17 protein-coding genes are annotated in these 22,422 nt (G+C 43.1%); 1 reads left to right on the forward strand and 16 read right to left on the reverse strand.

Features of this window, described 5'->3' with window-relative positions:
- Position 1: 1 nt before the first annotated feature.
- The 13 genes from GPM24_RS04140 to GPM24_RS04200 form a co-directional block, all read right to left on the reverse strand.
- The gene (locus GPM24_RS04140; protein WP_158825465.1) at positions 2-967 is read right to left on the reverse strand and encodes a PorP/SprF family type IX secretion system membrane protein; all 966 of its coding nucleotides are present in this window, start codon (positions 965-967) and stop codon (positions 2-4) included.
- A 39-nt stretch (positions 968-1,006) separates the two neighbouring features.
- On the reverse strand, positions 1,007-5,143 hold the full coding sequence (locus GPM24_RS04145) for a CshA/CshB family fibrillar adhesin-related protein (protein WP_158825466.1): 4,137 nt from the start codon (positions 5,141-5,143) through the stop codon (positions 1,007-1,009).
- Positions 5,144-5,500: 357 nt separating this feature from the next.
- Entirely contained in the window at positions 5,501-6,691 is a 1,191-nt protein-coding gene (locus tag GPM24_RS04150; protein WP_158825467.1) for a sensor histidine kinase, read from the reverse strand.
- 2 nt (positions 6,692-6,693) lie between these two features.
- A complete protein-coding gene (locus GPM24_RS04155; RefSeq protein ID WP_158825468.1) occupies positions 6,694-7,716 on the reverse strand; it encodes a SpoIIE family protein phosphatase in 1,023 nt (340 codons plus the stop codon).
- Positions 7,709-8,125, reverse strand: coding sequence for an anti-sigma regulatory factor (locus GPM24_RS04160; RefSeq protein ID WP_158825469.1), 417 nt, complete (start codon positions 8,123-8,125; stop codon positions 7,709-7,711). The genes GPM24_RS04155 and GPM24_RS04160 overlap by 8 nt, the downstream gene beginning before the upstream one ends.
- Entirely contained in the window at positions 8,103-8,507 is a 405-nt protein-coding gene (locus tag GPM24_RS04165; protein WP_158825470.1) for an STAS domain-containing protein, read from the reverse strand. The genes GPM24_RS04160 and GPM24_RS04165 overlap by 23 nt, the downstream gene beginning before the upstream one ends.
- A 5-nt stretch (positions 8,508-8,512) precedes the next feature.
- Positions 8,513-9,376 carry an STAS domain-containing protein gene (locus GPM24_RS04170; protein ID WP_158825471.1) on the reverse strand — a complete coding sequence of 288 codons (864 nt, stop codon included), beginning with the start codon at positions 9,374-9,376 and terminating at the stop codon, positions 8,513-8,515.
- 200 nt (positions 9,377-9,576) lie between these two features.
- Positions 9,577-12,705, reverse strand: coding sequence for an efflux RND transporter permease subunit (locus tag GPM24_RS04175; protein WP_158825472.1), 3,129 nt, complete (start codon positions 12,703-12,705; stop codon positions 9,577-9,579).
- Positions 12,706-12,732: 27 nt separating this feature from the next.
- Positions 12,733-13,836 (reverse strand): efflux RND transporter periplasmic adaptor subunit, encoded by a 1,104-nt coding sequence (locus tag GPM24_RS04180; protein ID WP_158825473.1) that lies wholly within the window; start codon positions 13,834-13,836, stop codon positions 12,733-12,735.
- Between the two features lie 12 nt (positions 13,837-13,848).
- Positions 13,849-14,298 carry a TolC family protein gene (locus GPM24_RS04185; protein WP_158825474.1) on the reverse strand — a complete coding sequence of 150 codons (450 nt, stop codon included), beginning with the start codon at positions 14,296-14,298 and terminating at the stop codon, positions 13,849-13,851.
- Positions 14,299-14,338: 40 nt separating this feature from the next.
- A complete protein-coding gene (locus GPM24_RS04190; RefSeq protein ID WP_158825475.1) occupies positions 14,339-15,148 on the reverse strand; it encodes a TolC family protein in 810 nt (269 codons plus the stop codon).
- Positions 15,149-15,244: 96 nt separating this feature from the next.
- The gene (locus GPM24_RS04195) at positions 15,245-16,603 is read right to left on the reverse strand and encodes a sensor histidine kinase (protein ID WP_158825476.1); all 1,359 of its coding nucleotides are present in this window, start codon (positions 16,601-16,603) and stop codon (positions 15,245-15,247) included.
- On the reverse strand, positions 16,600-17,289 hold the full coding sequence (locus GPM24_RS04200; protein WP_158825477.1) for a response regulator transcription factor: 690 nt from the start codon (positions 17,287-17,289) through the stop codon (positions 16,600-16,602). The genes GPM24_RS04195 and GPM24_RS04200 overlap by 4 nt, the downstream gene beginning before the upstream one ends.
- Positions 17,290-17,432: 143 nt before the next feature.
- Between GPM24_RS04200 and GPM24_RS04205 the strand changes: the two genes are divergently transcribed.
- Entirely contained in the window at positions 17,433-18,140 is a 708-nt protein-coding gene (locus tag GPM24_RS04205) for an NUDIX hydrolase (RefSeq protein ID WP_158825478.1), read from the forward strand.
- Positions 18,141-18,231: 91 nt separating this feature from the next.
- Here GPM24_RS04205 and GPM24_RS04210 read toward each other — a convergent pair whose 3' ends face one another.
- From GPM24_RS04210 to GPM24_RS04220, 3 genes are read right to left on the reverse strand one after another with little or no spacing between them, the layout of a single operon-like run.
- Positions 18,232-20,688 (reverse strand): bifunctional YncE family protein/alkaline phosphatase family protein, encoded by a 2,457-nt coding sequence (locus GPM24_RS04210; RefSeq protein ID WP_158825479.1) that lies wholly within the window; start codon positions 20,686-20,688, stop codon positions 18,232-18,234.
- 10 nt (positions 20,689-20,698) lie between these two features.
- Positions 20,699-21,532 (reverse strand): hypothetical protein, encoded by an 834-nt coding sequence (locus tag GPM24_RS04215; RefSeq protein WP_199269683.1) that lies wholly within the window; start codon positions 21,530-21,532, stop codon positions 20,699-20,701.
- A gap of 43 nt (positions 21,533-21,575) precedes the next feature.
- Complete coding sequence (locus tag GPM24_RS04220) at positions 21,576-22,388, reverse strand: glycerophosphodiester phosphodiesterase family protein (protein WP_233268730.1); 813 nt, start codon at positions 22,386-22,388, stop codon at positions 21,576-21,578.
- Between the last annotated feature and the right edge of the window lie 34 nt (positions 22,389-22,422).

Genomic DNA, 22,422 nt, shown 5'->3' on the forward strand with positions numbered 1-22,422 from the left:
GTTAAAAATATCGAGGGGTCAACATACGGGTTTTAGGCGATTTCAGATAAAAGCCTACTGATATTTCGTGCGTACCACCGCTATATCCTTTCAATGGCCCTATAGATACATCGTAGCCGTAACCTACCCGCAAATTTTCGAGCGGAAACAACTCTACGGCTCCAACTATTGAATTGAGGTTGCTTAAATCGCGCTGTAAGTAATCTTTGCTATACAATTTTACGCCCGTGCGGTATGATGCACCCAGCCAAAGCTTTTGCCCAAACAATAAAAAAGCGTTCAAATCTAAACTGGTTGGCCCGCCGCGGTCATCTTTCAACAAAACACTGGGCTTAATCAAGATATCTTCCGAAAGGGGTACCAGCATACCTGCCGTTAAATAAAAATGTGGCTTAGGCTGTGCTAAATAGCTGTTGATGCGTACATCAATAAACTGCGCCACCAAATTATCGGCCGATAGGCCAGCATAGTACTTATCGTCCGAATAGTAAACCCCCAGGCGCGCATCGGGCAATAACTTGCTTTGTGTGTTAGTAGGTTGGTAAGGTTCCGGATCATTGGTAGTAAGCAAAGAGCCATCTATGCCTACCTGCATCACACCTACGCCAAAACCCAGCGCCAGGCGCGAACTGCCATCGGCATTCATGCGCAGGCGGTAGGCATAGTTACCGTAAGCTGTAAAAAAGTTTTGGGCACCCAATTTGTCGCTGGCCAGTTGCAGGGCCAAACCCACGTTACCATCATTGGCAATAGCATCTACCGCCAATGACATGCTTACCGGAGCGCCGGGCATACCCGTCCACTGTGAACGGTAAAAGCTGTGTAGGTTCAAATTTTGCTTATAACCCGCATAAGCCGGATTGATATAAATGCCGTTGAACATATACTGGCTTTGTTGCACATCCTGCTGTGCATACAGCATCCGGGCGCTCAGCATCAGGATAACCAGTGTTAAAATCCGTTTCATATAGTTGTATTTATCGCACCAATTGAAAAGCATCATCGTTTATCTTTTTACCGTTCTCAATAGTGTTATATAACCTTTTATTACTTGCCAGTCGTTTTCTTTAACTTTTAAGATGTAATAGTAAGTGCCTTCGTTGAGGCCTTCACCTGTCCAGTTGTTTTTGTAATTGGTAGAATGGTATACCTCGTTACCCCAGCGGTTTACAATCACCAACTCGTTTTCCGAAAACTGTTCCAGCCCCCTAATTTCGAAAGTATCGTTAGCGCCATCACCGTTTGGTGTAAACAATGTAGGCACATTCAGCAATGATACCGAGTTGATAGTAATGGTACCGGTAGCCACATTGGTGTAAAAACCATATAAATCTTTTACGCGGTAAGTAAAGATATCGGCACCAGAATAACCCGGATTAGGCGTATAAATAACCGTTCCGTTAACATTGGTGGTAATAGTACCATGTGCAGGCTGCGTAATGATTTCAATGCCCGTCAAATCGAAATTACTGTTGCCCGAATTATCATTTGTGAGCACTGGAATAACAACTGATTTGTTTACGCTGGTAAATGCCGCATCATTACCAGCAGTTGGCGATTTGGCAAAGGTAGTAGTAGTGCCCGCTGTATTGCCAACGGTGTTACCACCCGCATCCACACTGGTTACAGATGCGGTGTTAACTACAGTACCCGCATCTTTATCGGCCTGAGTAAGGGTATAGTTGGATGTAAGACTAACCGTAGCACCCGGCTGCAAACCGCTGGCCGGTATAGTTACCGGAAAGTTATTCATCCCCAGTTTGGCGTCGGTAAGTAAAACCGTATTTAAAACCGAGTTACCGGTATTTTTAATGGTGAAGGTATACGTAATATAATACGCATTAAACACACTGGTTTTGGTTAAGCTTATAGCGCCTGGAGTAGTGATAACCACCACCGTTGGATCATCAACCGCTGTGGTAGCAGGGTTATCCGATTTGTTTTTAGTAACAACATTACCGTTCGGATCGCGGCCGCTTACGCTGGCTTGGTTACTAAAGCTACCTGCATTTACGTCGGCTTGGGTAACAGTGTGCCTGGCGGTAACCGTTGTACTGGCCCCCGGTTGCAAAGTGGCTATTGTGGCAGGTGTAATAGAGCCGGCATCGGCACCAATATCGGTTACTGATACATTTGTTAACACTACACTGCCGGTGTTTCTTACCACCAGGTTATAATTTATTATATCACCCGCTTTACTGACACCATTGGTAGCTACCTTGGTTAAGCTTAGTGTTGAAGAATAAATATTTACCGTTACCGTGATAGGATCAGACACTACGCCATCGGGTGTAGTCAGGGTATAAGTATACGTATCTATACCGGTATAACCAGCATCTGGCGTGTAGATTACATGTCCTGAGGCATCAACTGTTGTAGCACCATGCGCACCTCGTGTTGGTGTAACAACAGTACCAATGCCGCTTGGCCCATCGTTGTTCTTTACCTCGGTAGTAACAGGTGTGTTAACCAAGGTACTTATTTGATCATTCACCCCAACCGGCTTAATGTTTACCGTTACCGTGATGGGATCCGACACAGCACCATCCGGGGTGGTTAACACATAAGTGTAAATGTCTTTACCAATATAAGTAGGGTTTGGCGTGTAAGTGATACGGCCTGTAGCATCAACTACAACTGTGCCATGCGTACCGGGGGTTGCTGTAACTGTTGCACCTGTTGCGCTTGGCCCATCGTTTGTTTTTACAGTAGTGGTAACGGGCGTATTAATAGGTGTGGTTTCAATATCATTTGCACCAACCGGCTTCACGGTGATGTTTACGGTGATAGGATCTGATACCAATCCATCGGCAGTAGTAAGCGTATAGGTATAAGTATCTAAACCCACATAACCAAGTGACGGTGTATAAACCAGCTGACCGGTAGCATTTACCGCTGTGGTACCATGTGCTCCTGCAGTTGCAGTAACCGTGGTGCCGTTTGCACTTACACCGTCATTTGCTTTAACAGTAGTAGTTATGGGTACGTCTAGTGGTGTAATACCGCTGTCGTTCACACCAGCTGGTCTTACGTTTACATAAATCAATGTATTTAAGCTTTCATTGCCTAAATTATCTTTAACAGTATAAGCTATCGGCGTAGTTTTACCGACAAAGGTTGGTAACGGTGTAAAGGTTACCTGGCCGGTAGTTGTATTTACGGTGTATGTTCCCTGGTTAGGGATGGTTACCGAATTTTTCTTTGCATTGTCAGCAGGGTCAACCAGTTGTACGGTAGTTACGTTAATGCTACCGTCGGCATCGGTATCATTGGCCGGCACGTTAATTACCACTGGCCTGCCAACGGCAGTGGTTGCAGTATCTGATTTTGCTGTTGGCCCTTGCGCCACGCCCAAAGTTATGCCGCTTATATCTAAACTAGTACCTGGTGTAGATACCTGAACCTGCAAGTTTGGTGTTCCGGCCTGAATACCGGTATGACCAGCGTTGTTAACGCCATAACTTGCCCCCGATGGTTGCCAACCGTTTGGTAAATTTGCCGCTACTGCTGATAACGGGCTACCCACAGGTGCGTTATTGGTAGATATAGCTACGGTATAGTTACCATTGTTAACATTTGGAAATGCATAAGTACCATCAGTTCCAACAGGTACCTGAGCAATAACCAATCCGGTGTTATCTACCAGATAGGCATATAAAGGTGCACCTGCAACAGCCTGAATACCTGTGCCGGCAATAGCACCATCAGACGCACCATTACCGTCGTTTACTACAGTACCGGAAATAGTTATGCCAGTAATATCTTTAAAACGATAATCTTCCGTTTCGCCATCGGCAGCAAATGAAGTGCTGCGCTCGTCGGCAGCTGTTGTCGGGTTATCCAGCAAAGGTGTAGTAGTGATGCGGAAACGTGTATATAACGTGCCAACCTTTATTTTACCGGCAAAGCGGGCATTAGGGTAAGTTACTGTAATAGTTTGGTTAACTGTATTAGCAGGAACAGTATATTGCAGCGCTTCATCAATTGAAAATATGCCATCGCCATTAAAATCAAGCCAACTATATAGTGTGGCCGGTACCGATTTATTATTGGTAACCGGCAATCTTAATACAATATCGCCAGCCTGGTTTACCTTTACAGTAGGTAAAGTAGTTGGGGTAAGCGTACTTTCGTCATTATTGCCAACAGTGTCATCATTATTGGCACTCTCTGTACCTACCGGTTGCCCGTCGGGATCCAGATTATTGGCGCCGATGTATACATTGGCTTTGGGTATCAAATCGGTGGTATTATAGGTTACAACCGGGTAAATGCCATCACCAGCAAAGTAATCCGTCATTTGAAAATCGTCGATGTAGTTGCCTGTTATACCATAGCCCAACGGATCATCGCCCAAATCAAAAGGTAATACAAAGCCAATAGCCATTGCTGTAAGACCCGATCCCTTCATACCTACATTGTTTAAAGTATGTGCACCGCGCGCAAACATTACGGCCTGCACCCCAAAGTTACCCGGAGCCAGATCAGCAAACAATCTGAACGTTTTGCCACCGTTAGACAGTTCCATTTTATAATGGTCATCACCCGACATGTTTTGCGTTCTTTTATTCAGCAATTGCCAGGCAATAGGATTAGGGGTGGTACCTGTGATGTATTCGCCGCCAATATCAATCGACTCCGCGTCGGCAATGATCATACCTGGATATGAGACATTCGTCCACTGGTTGTTGATATAAATTTCAACAATAATATCAATGTTAAAATTGGTGGTACCGCCATAGCTTGCAGCCAGTCCGGAGGCAGGAACACCTCTGGAATCAGGTTTGGGCTTGTTGTTACCGGAATAAATTAAATCCAGTCCGTCGGCGTAGTAGTCGCCGGGAGTATAGGACATCATGGGGCCATTAGTAGTTGTTAAATTACTAATGGTTGCTGTAATGCGTACTGTGGGCGAAAACTGCCATACATACTTTCCTTCCAACACATGCTGAGCATCTGCCCCATCGGGTGATGATATCAGTGTAGAGCCGGTTAAATTTTTGTCCCAAGTAAGCCAGTAAACGGAATTATATAGGTTTGGACCAGCCGATCCGCCAATGGCATACTGTGCGGATGCTTTGGTAAATACTTGCAATAATAAAGCAAGCAATAAGGCTACCTTAAGTAAGTAGTTTTTTATCATATCCTGAAGTTACAGTTGCATGCTGTGACCAACGATTATTACGGGGCACAAGCTTATTATATGGCTATGTATTAAGCGTAACTAATAGTTAAAAAGCACAACTAGTTGTTACAGCAAAAGGAGTTTGCTTCAGTAAGATGTTCGGAATATTGCTGATACCCTACAGCAATGTAATGTAAAATTTTTATCATACAAGCTTTTATTATAATGATGTATAATGGATTGTTAACTAAGCGTATTTTTGCCTTATACGAAAAACAAAACACTTTGTTCCTTTCGTAAAGATAAATTAATACACTTAAAACATACACACTTACAATGTATTACCTGTATGTGTAAAGTGGTTAAAAACTGGCCTTATCCGGCCAATGGCAATGAAAAATAAAAGGTTGAGCCCTGCCCTTCTACGCTATCGGCCCAAATTTTTCCTTTATGCTCTTTGATAATCCCTGTGGTAATGTAAAGCCCCATGCCTAAACCAGCTACTTTTTGGGTAACATCATCAGACCGGAAAAACTTATCAAATATTTTAGCTAAATCTTTTTTAGAAATACCCATCCCTTCGTCGGCAACAGATACGGTAACTTTATTAGGTACACTTATATCAACATTAATAGTAATGCTTTTACCAGCAGCCGAATATTTGGCAGCGTTACCAACTAGGTTAATAATTACCTGCTCGATACGGAGTTTATCGAGTGATAGATAAATAGGATTAGAAGAATGCAGTGCAATGGAATGATTAGGATAAGAAAACTCAATAGTAGACAACACATCAGACAAGAATTTATTAAATTCTACATTTTCCATCCGGTAATCTACCTTATCATTTTCAATTTTGGATAAATCCATCAATTGCTGTATCAGCACATTAACCTTACTGGCCTGCTGACTAATTTTATCCAGATACTCACTCAAACGCTCCGGGTCTTTATTTTGCAAAGATTTGGCAACCTGAGCATAAGCCTTGATTACGGTAAGCGGTGTGCGCAGTTCATGACTGGCAATGGATAAGAATTCTGACTTTTTATTATTTAAGATAGTAGATAAGCGCAACTGCTCTTCACGTTCTTCGGCCAGGTTAGATAATTCCTGGTTACGTTGTTTAATATCTTCATAGGGCGATACCGGCATTGCCTCTTTCATGTATTGAATGAGTTGATTAGCTTTTGTTCTGCTAATTTGTAAATTACGCGGCATGCCTAATCGAAGTTCTATCACCGTATGCTCTCCGGCTGTGCTTACATTTAATACAGGAATAAGGCGTCGGGCATATTTCAGCTCTTCACTTCTTTCGGTTATACTTTGGTCGGCTGACTTGATAGAAGCAATCAAAAACCAGCGAACCGAATCTGATTCAAGATAAAAAGATAAAACATTATCAAACGTTTTTTCCAACACTACCCGGCAAACTTCGGCAACAGATGTAGCAAACGTGGTTTGAGTTGATATAGACAACCCCAGATATTGGCCTATACTCACCGCTCTTTTGTGCGTAAGCGGCAAATCCATTTCATTATCCAGGGTTATACTTGATATTTCGAGCATGTTTATTTCAATTTTACTACAACCACCGATGTATCATCTGTCCGGCGGGAATAATCTTTATAAATGGCAGCGGCTAATATAGAAGAATCGCATTTATGTATACCCTGGTATTTAGCAATATCCCATCTGGATTTGATTCCGTCTGAACACAAAATCAGCAAATTATAATCTGAAAATGTTATTTGCTGACTATTCATGGTATTGGGAATATTGTGCCCTATAATACCATTATAAGAAATATGATTTTTACTATCGCCACCTAAACCTAAAAATTTTGCAGAGATGTTTCCAATACCGGCAATTTCCAGAGTTTTACTTTCCAGATTAAAATTAACAACCGTGCCTACCATCCCCCTGGTTTTACGAATTTTTTGGTGAATGTAACGAAGCTGCTCAATCGGATTGTCTTGGTAAGATTCTATAAAGGCCTGGACGGCTCCATTTACAGCCTGGTTAGCCTCCTTGCCATGCCCTAAGCCATCTGCAAGCATTAGTTTCAAATTTTTGCCCGATGCCCGATAGAATACGGCATCACCGCTTACTTGCTCACCTGTTTTGGCAATCACCAGCGGTCTGATCTCTAAATTATTGGTACCGCCAGATCTTTTATTAATAACTTCAGTTTTATAAACGCGGCTTAATACAATGGTACCCCAACCTTTTACAGAAAATATATCGAACTTATCTGATAACCGCTTTATACTGCCAAGCCCATTACCTAAAGTGTTGGTAGTTGAAAAGCCATCTACCATCATTTTGTTGATATCGGCAATACCAGGTCCGCTATCCATGCAAATCAGCTCCATGTAATCGCCTTGTGCATCCGTTAAAATGCCGGCTAATATTTCGCCACCAATGGTATACTTGTGCAGGTTTGATGTCATTTCGGCCAGTACCAAATCAAGTGTATTCAACTTTTTTTCGCTGAAGCCTGCTTCCTGTGCCTTGTTATGAATTTCTTTTTTTAATAAAGAGTAGTAACTTCTATCATCAGCCGGATAGCTGATATGTGTAGCGTCAACCATTTGCCCATTTAATTATGGTAACCGTAGTACCTTTACCAACTTCACTTTTCAAGTCAAACTCGTTTACCAGCCTTTTAGTTCCGGGCAACCCCAAGCCTAAGCTTCTACCGGTCGAAAAACCGTCAGCCATTGCTTTTTTAATGTCTGGTATACCAGGCCCCTGGTCTTTAAATACCAGCCTTACACCATTATCGCGGCCACGGGTAATCACTTCAACAACAACTTCACCGCCGCCCCCATATCTTAGCATGTTGCGCACCAGTTCACTAGCTGCCGTAATAAGCTTGGTTTGGTTTACCAATCCCATTTTAATTTTTACGGCACGCTCTTTTACCCGGTTGCGCAGCAAAACCACATCCTGTTCTTTATAAACCTTTAATATGTCCTTAGCTAAGGGCAGTATCGTCATCTTCTTCTAGTTCTTCCACATCATCGGCAACAATCATTCCCTTTAATAAGTCCATACCTTTTTCTACGTTAAGTGCAGTATGTACGCCGGGTAAATCCAAACCTAACTCAACCAGTGTAATGGCTACAGCCGGCTGCATACCTACCACCACGGTTTCGGCGTCCAGCAATTTAGACATGCTGGCGATGTTACCTATAATGCGGCCCATGAAAGAATCGACGATGCTTACAGCAGATATATCGATTAATACCCCTTTGGCTCCAGTTTTATTAACCATCCGAATCAAATCTGATTCCAGATCCATAGCCAAACGGTCATATAAATCAACTTGTATGGTCACCAACAGAAAGTGACCCATTTTTAAGATAGGAATTCTGTCCATTAAAATTATTTTTCAGCGCTTACTCCAGCTTTTTTTCTCACTTCCAGGCGCATAGTATTGAAGGCAAACTTCAAGGCACTAGCTAAAGAGGCTTTGGTAACTATGTTAGATAAATCGATACCCAAATGCACAATGGTTTGGGCAATTTCAGGACGGATACCGCTGATGATACACTCGGCACCCATGAGGCGGGTAGCGCTTACGGCTTTAATTAAATGCTGAGCCACTAATGAATCAACTGCCGGAACGCCAGAAATATCCAGAATAGCAATACTACTGCTGGTTTCTACAATTTCCTGCAACAGGCTTTCCATCACAACTTGTGTACGGGCACTATCTAAGGTACCAATGATAGGTAAGGCCAAGATGCCATCCCAAACACGAATTACCGGCGTCGATATTTCAGCAATCTCGTCAGTTTGACGCAAAATTACTTCTTCACGTCCTCTGATAAAAGTTTCGAACGTCACAGTACTGAAGTTATCAACCAAACGGCTGATCTTTAAAGTTTGCTCATACAAAGTAGCCACATCATTTTGTAATTCATTCTGCAAAACTTCAAACAAAGCTTCTTTCAAACTGAATACAAAAGCACCGGTTTCGCGCGGACTAAAGCCTTGCTTAGCCCGAGATACCGATATTCCAGCTAAAATTTCCAGCACCGGCTCAAAGTCCATTGACTGTGGGTCATTTAGATTTGCTTCTGTAAGGTTACTTACTAAAACATCTACTAATTCTTCCGACTGAACACGCAAATCCTCATTGCTCATCAGATCGTCACGTAAACCAATATCAGATAATTGGTTTTTCATCCATAATTCGAGAATAACGCTTTGCTTATTTTTAAAAACTTCAGCTGCTTGTGGCATTTAAGATTGATTTATAAGAACGTAAGATACTGTTTTCGGCAAATATAAAATAAACTTATTACACCCTTTAGTTATAATTGATGATTTTAATTGCTAATTAACCTAGGAGAAACCTCCGATTAACCACTCTGTAAAAACACTTTATTTTAAAAGAAAGCCGATACCCGCAGGTACCGGCTTTGCTAATATCCACACAAATATTAGCGTATAGCTACGCCGCTTTCTACTCGTTTTTTATACGCCCAATAAAACACTATTGGGAATACAAACAGGTTGAAAATGGTATTGGTGATTAAACCGCCTATCACCACAATAGCTAAAGGTTTTGAGGCTTCGGAACCGATGCCTGATGATACCGCCGCAGGTAATAAACCAATGGCTGCCATCATGGCTGTCATAATTACGGCGCGCATACGGTCTTCCACACTTTGATACAGGGCCTGGGCAAAAGTCATGCGCTCGGGGTGATGCCTCATCTCTTTCATGTTAGATTTGAATTTGGTAATTAAGATCACCCCGTTTTGCACACAAATACCAAACAAGGCAATAAAGCCAATACCTGCCGAAATATTAAAGTTGATACCGGTAATCAACAGCGACAATATACCACCCACAATGGCAAACGGCACATTGTTTAATACCAGTAAGGAATCACGAAAGTTGCCAAACAATATGAACAGGATGAAAAAGATAATTAACAAGCTGATAGGCACTACCTGAGCTAAACGTTTAGTAGCGCGTTGCTGGTTCTCAAAATCGCCGGCCCATTGCAGGTGATAGCCTTTTGGCAGTTTTATTTGTGCATTTACTTTTTGCTGCGCTTCTTGAATAGTGCTACCCATATCGCGACCACGGATAGAGAATTTGATAGCACCATAACGCTCATGATTATCACGATAAATTAAACTTGGACCTATAATTTTACGAATGCTGGATATTTCACGCAGTGGTACCCGACTACCGTTAAGAGTTGGCACCCGCAAATCGCCAATAGACTCTTCGTTGTTACGGAAATCTTCGGGGTAGCGGATGCGCAGATCAAACTTGCGTTCGCCTTCGTAAATCTGAGTAGCGGCTTTACCGCCCAGCGCCATTTCAATTACAGCATTGGCATCGGCAGTGGTTACACCGTATACGGCCATTTTACTTTCATCCAGATTAATCTGCAGTTCAGGCTGACCTAAATTGCGTAGTATGCCCAAATCGGTAATACCATTAACACCTTTCAGGATTTTGTAGATAGACTCTTCTTTATTTTCGATGAAATGAAAATCATCACCAAACAGTTTTACCACGATGGAGCCTTTCACACCGGATACTGCTTCTTCTACGTTATCTGATATAGGCTGAGAAAAATTCAGATCCAGCCCAGGAAAACGCTTCAGCTTTTCCTGCATACGCTCAATCAACTGCTCTTTGGTTTCTTTGCGTTTCCATTCTGATTGTGGATAGATATCTACCTGAAACTCGATATTGTAAAAGCCGGTAGCATCGGTACCATCGTTAGGCCGACCGGTTTGCGACAACACTTGCTTTACCTCGTCAAAGCTCAGGAATATGCGGCGCATTTCATTAGCCATCTTAACCGATTCATCCAGTGACGTACTCAGCGGACCAGTTGCCCGTACATAAATGGAACCTTCATTCAACTCTGGCAAAAACTCGGTACCTAAAAATTTAAAACAGAACAAACCTGCTACCAATGCAATTAAGGCTACCGGCAGTACACGGCGCTTAGCTTTAAAGCAAAACGCATAAATGCGCATGGCGTTACGAATAATGGCCTCTAAAAACTTATTGTGTTTTTCGCGAACATCTTTTTTCAGCAACACGCTGGCCATAGCCGGTACAAAAGTAAAGGTAAGCAGTAAGGCACCCAGCAGGGCAAAGCCCAACGTCCAGGCCAGCGGCGAGAACATTTTACCTTCCACCTTTTCGAAACTAAAAATAGGTAACAAACCGGTGATGATAATCAGCTTGGCGAAGAAGATACCTTTACCGTTGGTTAAGCAGGCCTCTTTAATCATACCCAATTTGCTCAGGCGGTTGAATTTCTCCATCCCTACCTCTTTGGCTCGATGATCTAGCACAACGAAAATACCTTCGACCATTACCACCGCCCCATCTATGATAATACCAAAGTCGATAGCACCCATGGATAGCAGATTGGCCGCCATACCTTTTAATTTTAGGCAGATAAAGGCAAACAGCAGAGCCAGCGGAATAATGAGCGATACAATTAAGGTAGTACGCCAATCAGCCATAAACAGAAACACAATAACGGTTACGAAGATGATACCCTCGCACATATTATGCAATACGGTGTGGGTAGCAAAATCAACCAGCTTTTCGCGATCATAAAAGGTTTTGATTTTTACATCGTCGGGCAATATGGAAGTGTTCAGTTCCTTGATTTTATCTTTTAAGGCGCTGATAACCACGCTTGGGTTTTCGCCTTTGCGCATTACTACAATGCCTTCAACCACATCAGGGTCTAAATCACGACCAACCTGGCCTAGGCGTGGCAAACTGCTTTCATCCACGTCGGCAATGTTTTTTACATAAATAGGTGTGCCGTTGATGTTATCAACAATGATGTTTTTGATATCGTTGATATCATTTAACAAACCAATACCGCGCACCACATATGCCTGACCGCTTTGCTTAATTACATCTCCGCCTACGTTGATGTTACTTTTAGATACGGCATTGTACACTTCTAGCGGTGTTACATTGTATTGCAAAGCACGGCGTGGGTCAACGGTAATCTGGTAAGTTTTTACCTCGCCGCCAAAGCTGTTTATGTCGGCAACACCAGGAACAGAGCGAATTTCGCGATCAACCACCCAATCCATAATGGTTTTCAGTTCCCGAACAGATTTGCGGTTACTGGTTAGGGTAAAGCGATAAATTTCGCCGGTTGGGCCGTATGGTGGTAAAATGTCGGGTTTTACACCATCAGGTAAATCGGCATCTACTATATGGTTATTCACCTGCACGCGGGCAAAGTTGTAATCCACATCATCATCGAAGGTAATTTTCACTACCGATAAACCGAATAACGATGATGAGCGGATACTAACTTTGCGCTCGGCAGGATTCATGGCAATTTCGAGCGGACGGGTTACGAATTTTTCCACTTCCTCGCCGCTACGACCTGGCCATTGAGTGATGATGGTAACCGAAGTGTTAGTCACATCCGGAAAAGCATCAATGGCTATATTTTTGAAGCTGACATAACCGGCTACAGCCAGCAACAGCGTAACAAAAAATATAAAGAATTTATTTTTTAAGGCAAACGCCAGAACGGATTTGATAATCTTGTTCATTGTTCAATTTCTAAGGGCGTAAAAAAATCAGTCTTTTAACGACTCGTACAGGAATACCTGACGTGAAGCCACTACCTTGTCGCCGGGTTTTAAACCATTGCTGATGTAAGCATAATCATCAATCTTTTTAGCAATGGTTATGGGCTGAATGCGGGCATGAGCTTTACCATCCACCAGCACCACATAGTAGCGATCGTTATCAAACACTAGGCTGCGGGTGTTTACTTTAGGCAAAGTTTCGCCGCTGTGCGATTGCACCTGTACGTTGGCAAACATTTCGGGCTTTAATAAATTACCGGCATTGTTGATAACCACACGAGCCTGCATTACTTTATTATCAGGATCTATAGTGCTATAGATTTTATCTATATGCCCTTTAAATACTTTATCAGGATAAGACAAGGTGGTAATATTTACATTATCACCGGTGTGAATACTGGCAACATCCGACTCATAAATATTAATCATTGCCCAAACAGACGACAAGTCGGCCACGGTAAACATAGCTTGGTTGTTGTCTGCCCGAACTTCAGAATTACTGGTAACATTCTTTTCAATTACGGTACCTGCAATTGGCGAAATGATATCATACCCACCCGCGTTACCTTTATTGATATTTAAAACCGTATGCGAACGGCTGGCTTCAGCTTGTGCTTTTTGATAGTCGCTACGTGCTGCCTCTACATCCTTTTCGGCAGCCAAACCGCTTTTGTACAAATCCTGTGCTACCTGTAAGCTGCGTTTGGCATTGCGTACGTCAGCATCGGCCGCAATTACATCTTTTGAAAAGCCGGCCATTTCCACACTTCGCATGGTGCCCAACAACTGGCCTTTGTTTACATAATCGCCCAACTGCACGTGCACATTCTGGGTAACGCCGCTTACCATCGGGAATATTTTAGCGATCTTGCTGTCATCAGCCGTAATTTTACCGCTCAGGTTGGTTTCGGCCAGTGCACTGCCGTCTTTTACCGTATCAATCAGCAGGCTATTCAGTAAGGTATCGGTTACCTCAAATTTGTCACTTTTAGGTGCTTCAGCAGGGTGTGACGTGCAGGCACTCAGGGCACCAATACCCAGCCCAAATACAGCCACTAAAACAGGGTATGAAAATTTATATTTTGTATTCATGACGGGTGAATATTATTTGTTAAAGAATGATGTTCCGGTTACGTAGTTCAATTGCTCTAAGGCGTTTAAGCGATCTTGCTGTAGGGCATTAATTTGAAGGGTATTGTTTTTATATGAATCGTAGAAGTCTAAAAACTCCAGTAAACTAATATTGCGACGCTGATAGTTTTTGGCTACTTCTTCAATCAGGTGGTTAAAGTCGCCTTTAAAAGCGGGGTCAAAACTATTGGCCAGTCTATCCAAACGAGTTGCGCTTTGATAGCTGTTAGCTAACTGGCTTTGCACCTGATCTTGCTGTAACTCCAGTTGAGTTTTGCTTGCATCAACCGCAATGCGGGCTTGTTTAATAGCGCCCTGGTTACGGTTAAAAAATGGCAGCGGCATAGATATACCTACATAATTGTAATTACGGATGTAGTTACCCTGTTTATCATAACCAGCTTCCAGCGTAATATCAGGCACGGCGTTGGCTTTTTGCAGTTTCAGGTTTGTATTGCTATAATCAACTGCGGTGCGGGGCTTTTAAGTCGGCACGGTTGGTATAAGCCGAATCAAGTAATTGCTGATATGGATATTTTTGCAGTGTATCGGCTGTAGACCCATCAGGCTGATAAACCGCTGCCACATAAACTTTTGGATCAGTTTTTAACAGCAGCTTAAATTCACTTTGTATATCGTCGATACGGTTTTGCAGGTTAGCCTGCTCGGTTTGTAACGAGTATAGTTGCGATTGTATGCGCAGTACTTCTTTTTGGGCGATGTTGCCTTTGGCATATTGTTGCTGAAATGCTTTTAGCGTTTTGCTTAGCGAATTAATTTCTTCAGCATAAACTTTGACTGATTGCTGCTGGAAATAAATCTGAAAGAAATCGGTACGCAGGGTATAGCGCAAGGTGCGCAGCAAGTCAAAAAACTGGTATTGTGCCAGTTGAACATTCAGGTTAGCCAGTTGAATATTTTTGTTACGCTTGCCTGCTGTAGTAATCAGCTGCGAAAAATCAGCTTCATATTCCTGACCCTGGTGGCTGGTGTCAAAAAACTTTTTACTATCACCATTATATAAACCGTGTTGTAATTCAATCTGCGGGTTGTTAAATAATTTGGCGGTTATTACTTGGGCCTGCGCATCGGCAATATTATAGCGCTGCGCAATTAAGCTTAAGTTATTTTTCAGAAAAAGATCTTCTGCCTGTGGCAGCGTAACTTGCAGCGTATCGGCATTTACGGTTTGTGCTTGTGCCGCACCGCCCACTATTATACATACTGCGGGCAGCAGGGTATAAATTAATGCTCGAATAACTTTTGTATACATAGCTTTATGTGAATTATCTAACACAAAGCTATAGTGGCAGCATTAGAGCCAAATTAGGCTCACATTAGAAGCAGATTAGGATTTATTAATGTGTTTTTAATGAGCAAATACGATGATAAAAGTGGTGCCTTTGCCGGGCTCAGACTGCAAACGAATAGTGCCGTTAAACAGCCGAACTATTTTTTCGGTGACATATAAACCTATGCCGCTACCCGGATAAGCTTTAGCGCCAGGCGCACGATAAAAAGAATTGAATATTTTGGCTTGCTCTTGCGATGATATACCAATACCCTGATCTTGGATCTCCAATTGCACCTGCTTATCATCTGCAAGAAGCGTACAGGTTACCAGCCGGTTATCCGAAAATTTAAAGGCATTGCTAATAATATTGTTGATGGCTATAATCAGCAACGACTTATTGGCATTGATTAATAAATGCTCCTGATTTTCGGGCAACTGTTTAAAGTCAAGCTTTAAAGCACCTTTACCTATTTCGGCAGTCCATTGTGCTTGCAGCTCCCAAAGCAGCTCGTCAATAGCAACCGAACTCAAATTGGCGCGGGTATAATCGCGGTCGGCACGGGCTATCTCCATCAAAATATTCACCGTATCGCGCAAGCGCTTAGAATCATGCAGCAGGCGGTGTAATATCTGCTCATACTCTTGCTGGCTGCGCTGATGCTGCAGGGCAACCTCAATATCGCCCATCAGGCTGGTAACCGGTGTGCGCAACTCGTGCGAGGCATTGATCACAAAAGCGTGCTGCAAATCGAAAGCATTTTCCAAATGCTCCAGCAGCTTGTTGAAGTTCGTAGCCAGTTCACTGATTTCGTCTTTACCACTCCCCTCGTCTACCCGCTGGCTTAGGCTACTGGCCCTGATGTTTTGCATTTGACTAATAACAACTTGGATAGGCTCTAATGATTTAGCCGCAAACCATTTACTGATGAAATACAATGCAGCCGATACCACTACAAAAAGTATCAGCATAATAACAGATAAGGTGTGCAGACGCCGTTGTGCCTGCATATCAAAAGCCGAGGTAAGAATAACAAAGTTGCCCTGGTTATCTTTAAAGTAAATACCTACCGTTTGCCGGTCACCCTCTGCCAGTTCAATATATTTTTTGCGCCGAACGGTTTCGATGGTGTTATCAGGCCAGTATTGCTGATTGTCTTTAATGAAAGAGGCATCGTTTCTATTGTTATAAATCCGGATTACTTCTTGAGGTAAGCGCTGCAGGTAGCGTTCGCGAATATTACTCAAGGAATCTGGACTTACTTCATCGGCTTTCAGATATAGCTGAGCGGCTACTTTAGCACGGTCACCCAGGCGGTCATAAAAATCTTCCCGAAAATATACGCCGAATGTAATGTAAATAGCCGCCATCAGCACCAGCATCACTGCCGAGCTAATTAGCGTAAAATTCATCGACAGACGGTCTTTAATCTTCATGCTATTTTCTCAGCTTTAAGAATGTACCCCATACCAATTACCGTATGTATCAGCTTTGTTGGAAAGCCTTTTTCAACTTTATTACGCAGATAGTTTACATACACATCAATAAAATTAGTACCGGTATCAAATTCAATACCCCATACCTTTTCGGCAATATAATCGCGAGAGAGCGTTTTGTTGGGGTTGCGCAAAAAAAGCTCCAGCAAGCCATACTCTTTTGCAGTTAATACAATTTGCTGGCCAGCACGCTCGGCAGTTTTAGTCCACAGGTCTAGCTTCAAATCGGCATAGCTCAGTACATGGCTTTCTACCTGTTTGGGCTGATTCCGCCGCAATAAAGCTTTAAGACGCGCTGTCAGCTCCATAAAATGAAAAGGCTTTACCAGGTAATCATCAGCACCGGCTTGCAGTCCGGCCACTTTATTTTCCACCTCACCGAGGGCAGTTAACATTAAAATAGGCACACGATTATTTACCTGCCTTATTTCGTCGCACAGTTCCAGCCCGGTAGCGTCCGGAAGCATCACGTCCAGTATAATCAGGTCAAACTTTTGTGTGGTGAACAAAGAACGAGCCTCGGCGCCGTCATGGGCAATCACTACAGCATAATTATGCTCTTCGAGCCCCCAACGTATAAAGGCCGATACTTTTTCTTCATCCTCAACCAGCAATATGGTATACATACATTCAAATATGAAATATTTAACGCATAAAACAGGGTTACGGTTGTATAATTGTTTTAGCTGATGCAGCAGAGTACCCTTATGGCATTGTGTACACAATCACCTATATTTACCTGCCTCTTAAGGCTGCACATAACATTCAGATGAACAGATATTCAAAACAAACCCGACTCTTACTGGCAATAGACTGTATAGTTTTTGGTTTTGACGGCGAATCATTAAAAATTCTGCTCATTAAACGCGGCTTTAAACCCGAACAAAACAACTGGAGCTTGATGGGGGGATTTGTACAGCCAGATGAGAGCGCAGAACAAGCTTCTAACCGGATTTTAAAAGAACTGACCGGCTTAGAGGGCGTTTATTTGGAACAACTCCATACTTACTCCGACCCCAAACGCGACCCATTTGAACGTACCGTTTCCATCGCTTACTTTGCACTCATAGATATCAATAAATACGAAGCGCAATTGAATGAAGATTATCACGCTGAATGGTTTTCACTCAAGAAAGCGCCTAAATTAGTTTTTGACCACGAGCGCATGGTGCTGGAAGCCCAAAAAAGGCTACAATACAAAGCTGCCCTGCATCCAATTTTATTCGAGCTTTTACCCAGCAAATTTACCATACCGCAGTTGCAGGCTTTGTACGAAAGTGTGTTTAATGCAACTTTAGATAAACGGAATTTTAGTAAGCGATTGCTGGCAACCGGCTTATTGATCAAGTTATCTTATAAAGATAAAGCATCATCCAAACGGGGAGCCTTTTATTACCAGCTGGATATGAAAAATTATTACTCCAAATTCCAGGCATTCTTGAATCTAATTCCAAATCCGGATAACTTACTATCTTAATTTTCCAACAAAAGATGGTACTGCATCTCTATAAATAAAAAAAGCAGCACTTACTTGGTGCTGCTTTTTTTATGAAACAATATTTTTTTAATTAATCATCATCGTCTTTCTTTTTCTTTTCCAAAATAACGAATGCACTTCGCTTAGGTGCTGGCATTACCGAATCTTCGCCTTTGATGGATTTCCAAACCACTTCATTAAGCACCAAATCGGGGGCGGCATCTTCCTTTTTAAAATTGAAGGTTTCAGAAATCTTACTGCTTTTGTTAACTGCTATATTCCGTTTGTTGATATCTACCCGGGCGGCCTTAAACTGATACGGTGCTACATCGGCCTTGTTGGTAAAGCACTCGTACATGGGCAAAGCAGCAGCATCGTACTGGCTCATGGGCGGTAAACCTAATATCAATTCAATAGTACGCAACATGCTTGATGTAGAATACATGCTATGCACCACTGCATTGCGTTTTACATACGGCCCCACTACAAATGCAGGCGAGCGATGCGCATCCACATGGTCGGGCCCGTTTTGGGCATCATCTTCCAGAATAAACACCACCGATTCTTTCCAAATCGGACTTTCGGACAAGTGTTGTATCATCCGGCCTATAGCCAAATCGTTATCCGCAACAGCAGCCATTGGGGTATACGCACCTTTGCGCTGGCCGCTGGTATGATCGTTAGATATACGGATGGTGCTCAGTTGCGGCACGGCCTTAATAGCCAGTAGCGAATCAAAATCATGCATCCAGGCATCGGCACGCACCTGGTCTTTAATATCCATATCAAAGCCCGGCGAGTGCGGCCCCATATGCCCTTTTAAAGATTTAAGATGGGCGTTGTTGTACTCGCCAAACTCGCCATAACTACGATAGGTTAAACCGGCACGTTGGCAGTAATCCCATATAAAACCATCGCGCGGGTAAGTAGCCGGTCGGCCACCTTCATAGCTGGTGGTACCAAAGCGGCGGCCATAGCTGGTAGGCCATGTCTTCTCCACCACATCGGTAGCGTAGGCGGCCATACTCCAGTTGTGCCCATCGGCGCTTACTTCGGCATCTACATAAAAATTATCTAGTAACACAAAATCATTGGCTAAGGCATGATGGTTAGGTGTAACCTCGCTACCAAACAAGCACAATGATTTATCGCCATTACCTTTTGACATATCGCCCAGCACCTGGTCGTAAGTACGGTTTTCTTTGATGATGTAGAACACATGCTTGATAGGCGACTTATCACCCACCTTACGCGGTATTGGATTTCCGTCTTCCCCATCTGCCAAAGCAGCCCTTTTATCGGTAAACGGGGTATTGCTGTACACCTGTTTGGTATATGCTTTTAGCTGCAATTCGTCGGGTGTTTCGATGAACGACAGGGTACCCTTAAACAAACCTGCAATATATTGCAAACGGCTGTTGGCTGTGCTACCCATGTGGATGCCGCTATCATCAAACTTGGATATGGGTTGCGGCCCTTCGGGATTGGGCAATGATGTGGTACCCTTACCGTTGGTAACCAATATTTTTTTACCCAATACTTTCACATTGGTTGGATACCAACCCACCGGAATAAAACCCTGACTTTGACTGTTTCCCGGTTTTGACACATCAAAAACCGACAAGCAATTATTATCAGCATTAGCTATATAAAGCGTCTTCTCGTTATCCGACAAGGCTAGTCCGTTGGTGGTAGAGCCAGTCAGATTAGTTGGGTACAAAGTGGTTGATAACGTTTCAATTACTTTATTGGTTGTGGTATTAACCACCGAAACTGTATTATCATTAGCATTGGCCACATACAACAAGCTTCCTTTTTTATTTAGCAGCAGCTCATTGGGGTGGCTACCGGTAGTAATGGTTGCTGTTATAGTTTGACTGGCTGTATTAAATGCAGCCACCTGGTTACCTCCCCATAAGGATACATACAGTGTTTTTTCATCGAGCGACAACACACAGCTATAAGCTATAGTTGTCAACTGCGTTTTGCTGATGGCTTTGCGCGTTTTCAGATCAATCACATAAATACAACTATCCTCTTTAGTAACGGTGTATAGGCGGCTGTTGTCTTTACTTACCACCATACCCGCCGGACTGATTTTTGCATCAGGCCAGGGCTTTCCTAATGAAATGGTATCCGGCGTCTTTAGCTTATTCCCTTTCAAATCAAAATCCAAAATGCAGTTATCATTACCGCCCGATGCATATAAATGCTTTTCATCATTACTGAAAGCTAACCCGTACCATGCTTTGCCGGTTTCTTTTTCATCAAGCAACTTTTCGCGTTGCGGATCGATGAGTTGAATAGACTGTGTGCTTTGCCCGTTATTGCTAACAGCCAGCAGCTTACCCGACGGGCTTAACTGCATATTCAACGGCAAATCGCCCAACTGTAGTGAGCGCCCGGCCGGACTCAACTTCCAGCCATTAGGTAGCAGTATTTGCCCAGTTGGCTTTAGTTTGCCGGGCACTTGCGCCTTACTCTCCACACTATAGAAAATACCTATAGCAATTGGCAATACATATAGCTTTATAAATTTATTTTTCATAGACAGATTTTTATCGATGCAGATTAAAAGTAGCCATGGCTCTAAGTGTCCACCCGTTTTGTGAAGCCACAGTACCAATGTCACGAATAGCAGCCGAAGGTATAACCGTACTACGGGTGGCATAAAAAACCGGACCGCCACTTACCGAAAACGCAAACCGGGAACGGATAGGTACATAATTCAGTGATGGACCAACCAGTAACCGTGCACCACCTTCAGCTTCATCTGCCTCCCAAAAGCCTTCCAAATCCTGCCCTACAGCTTCTACTCCAGCGTACAAACTGCCCCATACGCGATGATGAAAACCAACGCTGGTTACCAAATCAATATCATCGCGCGAGCTGGCAAATGCTTTTTCGAAACGCATATTGCCACCAATACGCCATTGGGCTTTATTGTAAAAGGCCGTTACCCGGCTAAATATCGCTTTCACATTGCTCATGTCTCTGCTTACCCCCAGGCCCACACCTATAGCAGGGCCAAACCACTGTTTACCGCCAATAAAATTGCGAATCACTTCGGCCTGTTGTGAGCTGGTAACACCGCCCGAATTAGCAAAGCCGAACGCCGCATTGGCATACAGTGTAAAACGATTACCCAAATAACCTTTGACGGCAAATTGCTGGTCAACCCCACTATAACCAAAGGGACCGGCTACCCGCTCACCATAGCTGCCCGAGTAGTTTAAATTCCATTGTGGGTTTTCGGCAGTTAGGGTATTTACCGAAAACAGAAAAGGCTGCGACAGGTTAGTTACCTGCCCGGTACCCATACCAGGCGTTTGCGCCTTTGCACCAAGTACAAGGCCCAGTAACATTAGTGAAATAAAGTAGCGCTTTTTCATAAGCAAAAAGTTAATGTCTAATTAATTTGAGTGATGAAAAACATTAGAGCCGGTCGGGATAATCGGAAATGATACCATCCACACCTAGTTGTTTCATTTTTGCAATTTGGCGCGGATCGTTTACCGTCCACGGGATTACTTTGATACCCGCCTCGTGACAAGCGGCAACCATACCTGGATTAACCATTTTATGGTCGGGACTGAAAATGGTTGGTTTGAAAGAGAGCACAGCTAGGTTCTTTTGCAAATCATCTTTATTGGATACCAGTAAGGCCGTAGGCATCTCAGAATAATTGTGATGCACAATTTCTAGCGTGCGTGGATCGAACGACTGGATGATTACACGATTCTGAATCTTCTTTTTGTTGATCACCTGCATCAGCAGCTTTACAAATTCGGCCGGAGCCGGGTGTTCTATACCATCGCCTTGGGGCGTAGTTTTAGTTTCGATATTATAATGTGGCAAGGCAACACCTTTTTGCTTGGCGTAGGTTTCTGCACTATCTATCAATTCGGCTAACAGCGGAATATAAGCAGCCATTTTTTGCTGCGTCGGGAACGATGGATTAAACTTTTTACCCACATCATATTGCCTGATCTGGGCATAAGGCATACAATACAGCAACAAAGTTTTTTCTTCAGCTTTACTGATGGTATCGCCATTAGGCTTTAACGCAATTTTAGACAGCAGTACCTGGTCGTGCGATACAATAGGTAGTTTTTCTTTGCTAAAAGAAATATCCAGCTCCAAAGTTACACCCAAATCAATAGCCTTTTTCATCGCCGGAATAGTATTCTCAGGCATCAGTCCGCGACAGCCTCGGTGGCCTTGCTTATCAAATGTGGTTTGCGCCATTGCGTTTAAAGTTTGTAAGGCCCCAAAACCTACT

The sequence above is a fragment of the Mucilaginibacter lacusdianchii genome, from assembly GCF_009770985.1.
Classification (GTDB): domain Bacteria; phylum Bacteroidota; class Bacteroidia; order Sphingobacteriales; family Sphingobacteriaceae; genus Mucilaginibacter; species Mucilaginibacter lacusdianchii.

Coding starts and splice junctions, on each gene's coding strand:
- GPM24_RS04140 (WP_158825465.1), bottom strand. CDS start 967: ATGAAACGGATTTTAACACTGGTTATCCTGATGCTGAGCGCCCGGATG.
- GPM24_RS04145 (WP_158825466.1), bottom strand. CDS start 5,143: ATGATAAAAAACTACTTACTTAAGGTAGCCTTATTGCTTGCTTTATTA.
- GPM24_RS04150 (WP_158825467.1), bottom strand. CDS start 6,691: ATGCTCGAAATATCAAGTATAACCCTGGATAATGAAATGGATTTGCCG.
- GPM24_RS04155 (WP_158825468.1), bottom strand. CDS start 7,716: ATGGTTGACGCTACACATATCAGCTATCCGGCTGATGATAGAAGTTAC.
- GPM24_RS04160 (WP_158825469.1), bottom strand. CDS start 8,125: ATGACGATACTGCCCTTAGCTAAGGACATATTAAAGGTTTATAAAGAA.
- GPM24_RS04165 (WP_158825470.1), bottom strand. CDS start 8,507: ATGGACAGAATTCCTATCTTAAAAATGGGTCACTTTCTGTTGGTGACC.
- GPM24_RS04170 (WP_158825471.1), bottom strand. CDS start 9,376: ATGCCACAAGCAGCTGAAGTTTTTAAAAATAAGCAAAGCGTTATTCTC.
- GPM24_RS04175 (WP_158825472.1), bottom strand. CDS start 12,705: ATGAACAAGATTATCAAATCCGTTCTGGCGTTTGCCTTAAAAAATAAA.
- GPM24_RS04180 (WP_158825473.1), bottom strand. CDS start 13,836: ATGAATACAAAATATAAATTTTCATACCCTGTTTTAGTGGCTGTATTT.
- GPM24_RS04190 (WP_158825475.1), bottom strand. CDS start 15,148: ATGTATACAAAAGTTATTCGAGCATTAATTTATACCCTGCTGCCCGCA.
- GPM24_RS04195 (WP_158825476.1), bottom strand. CDS start 16,603: ATGAAGATTAAAGACCGTCTGTCGATGAATTTTACGCTAATTAGCTCG.
- GPM24_RS04200 (WP_158825477.1), bottom strand. CDS start 17,289: ATGTATACCATATTGCTGGTTGAGGATGAAGAAAAAGTATCGGCCTTT.
- GPM24_RS04205 (WP_158825478.1), top strand. CDS start 17,433: ATGAACAGATATTCAAAACAAACCCGACTCTTACTGGCAATAGACTGT.
- GPM24_RS04210 (WP_158825479.1), bottom strand. CDS start 20,688: ATGAAAAATAAATTTATAAAGCTATATGTATTGCCAATTGCTATAGGT.
- GPM24_RS04215 (WP_199269683.1), bottom strand. CDS start 21,532: ATGAAAAAGCGCTACTTTATTTCACTAATGTTACTGGGCCTTGTACTT.
- GPM24_RS04220 (WP_233268730.1), bottom strand. CDS start 22,388: ATGGCGCAAACCACATTTGATAAGCAAGGCCACCGAGGCTGTCGCGGA.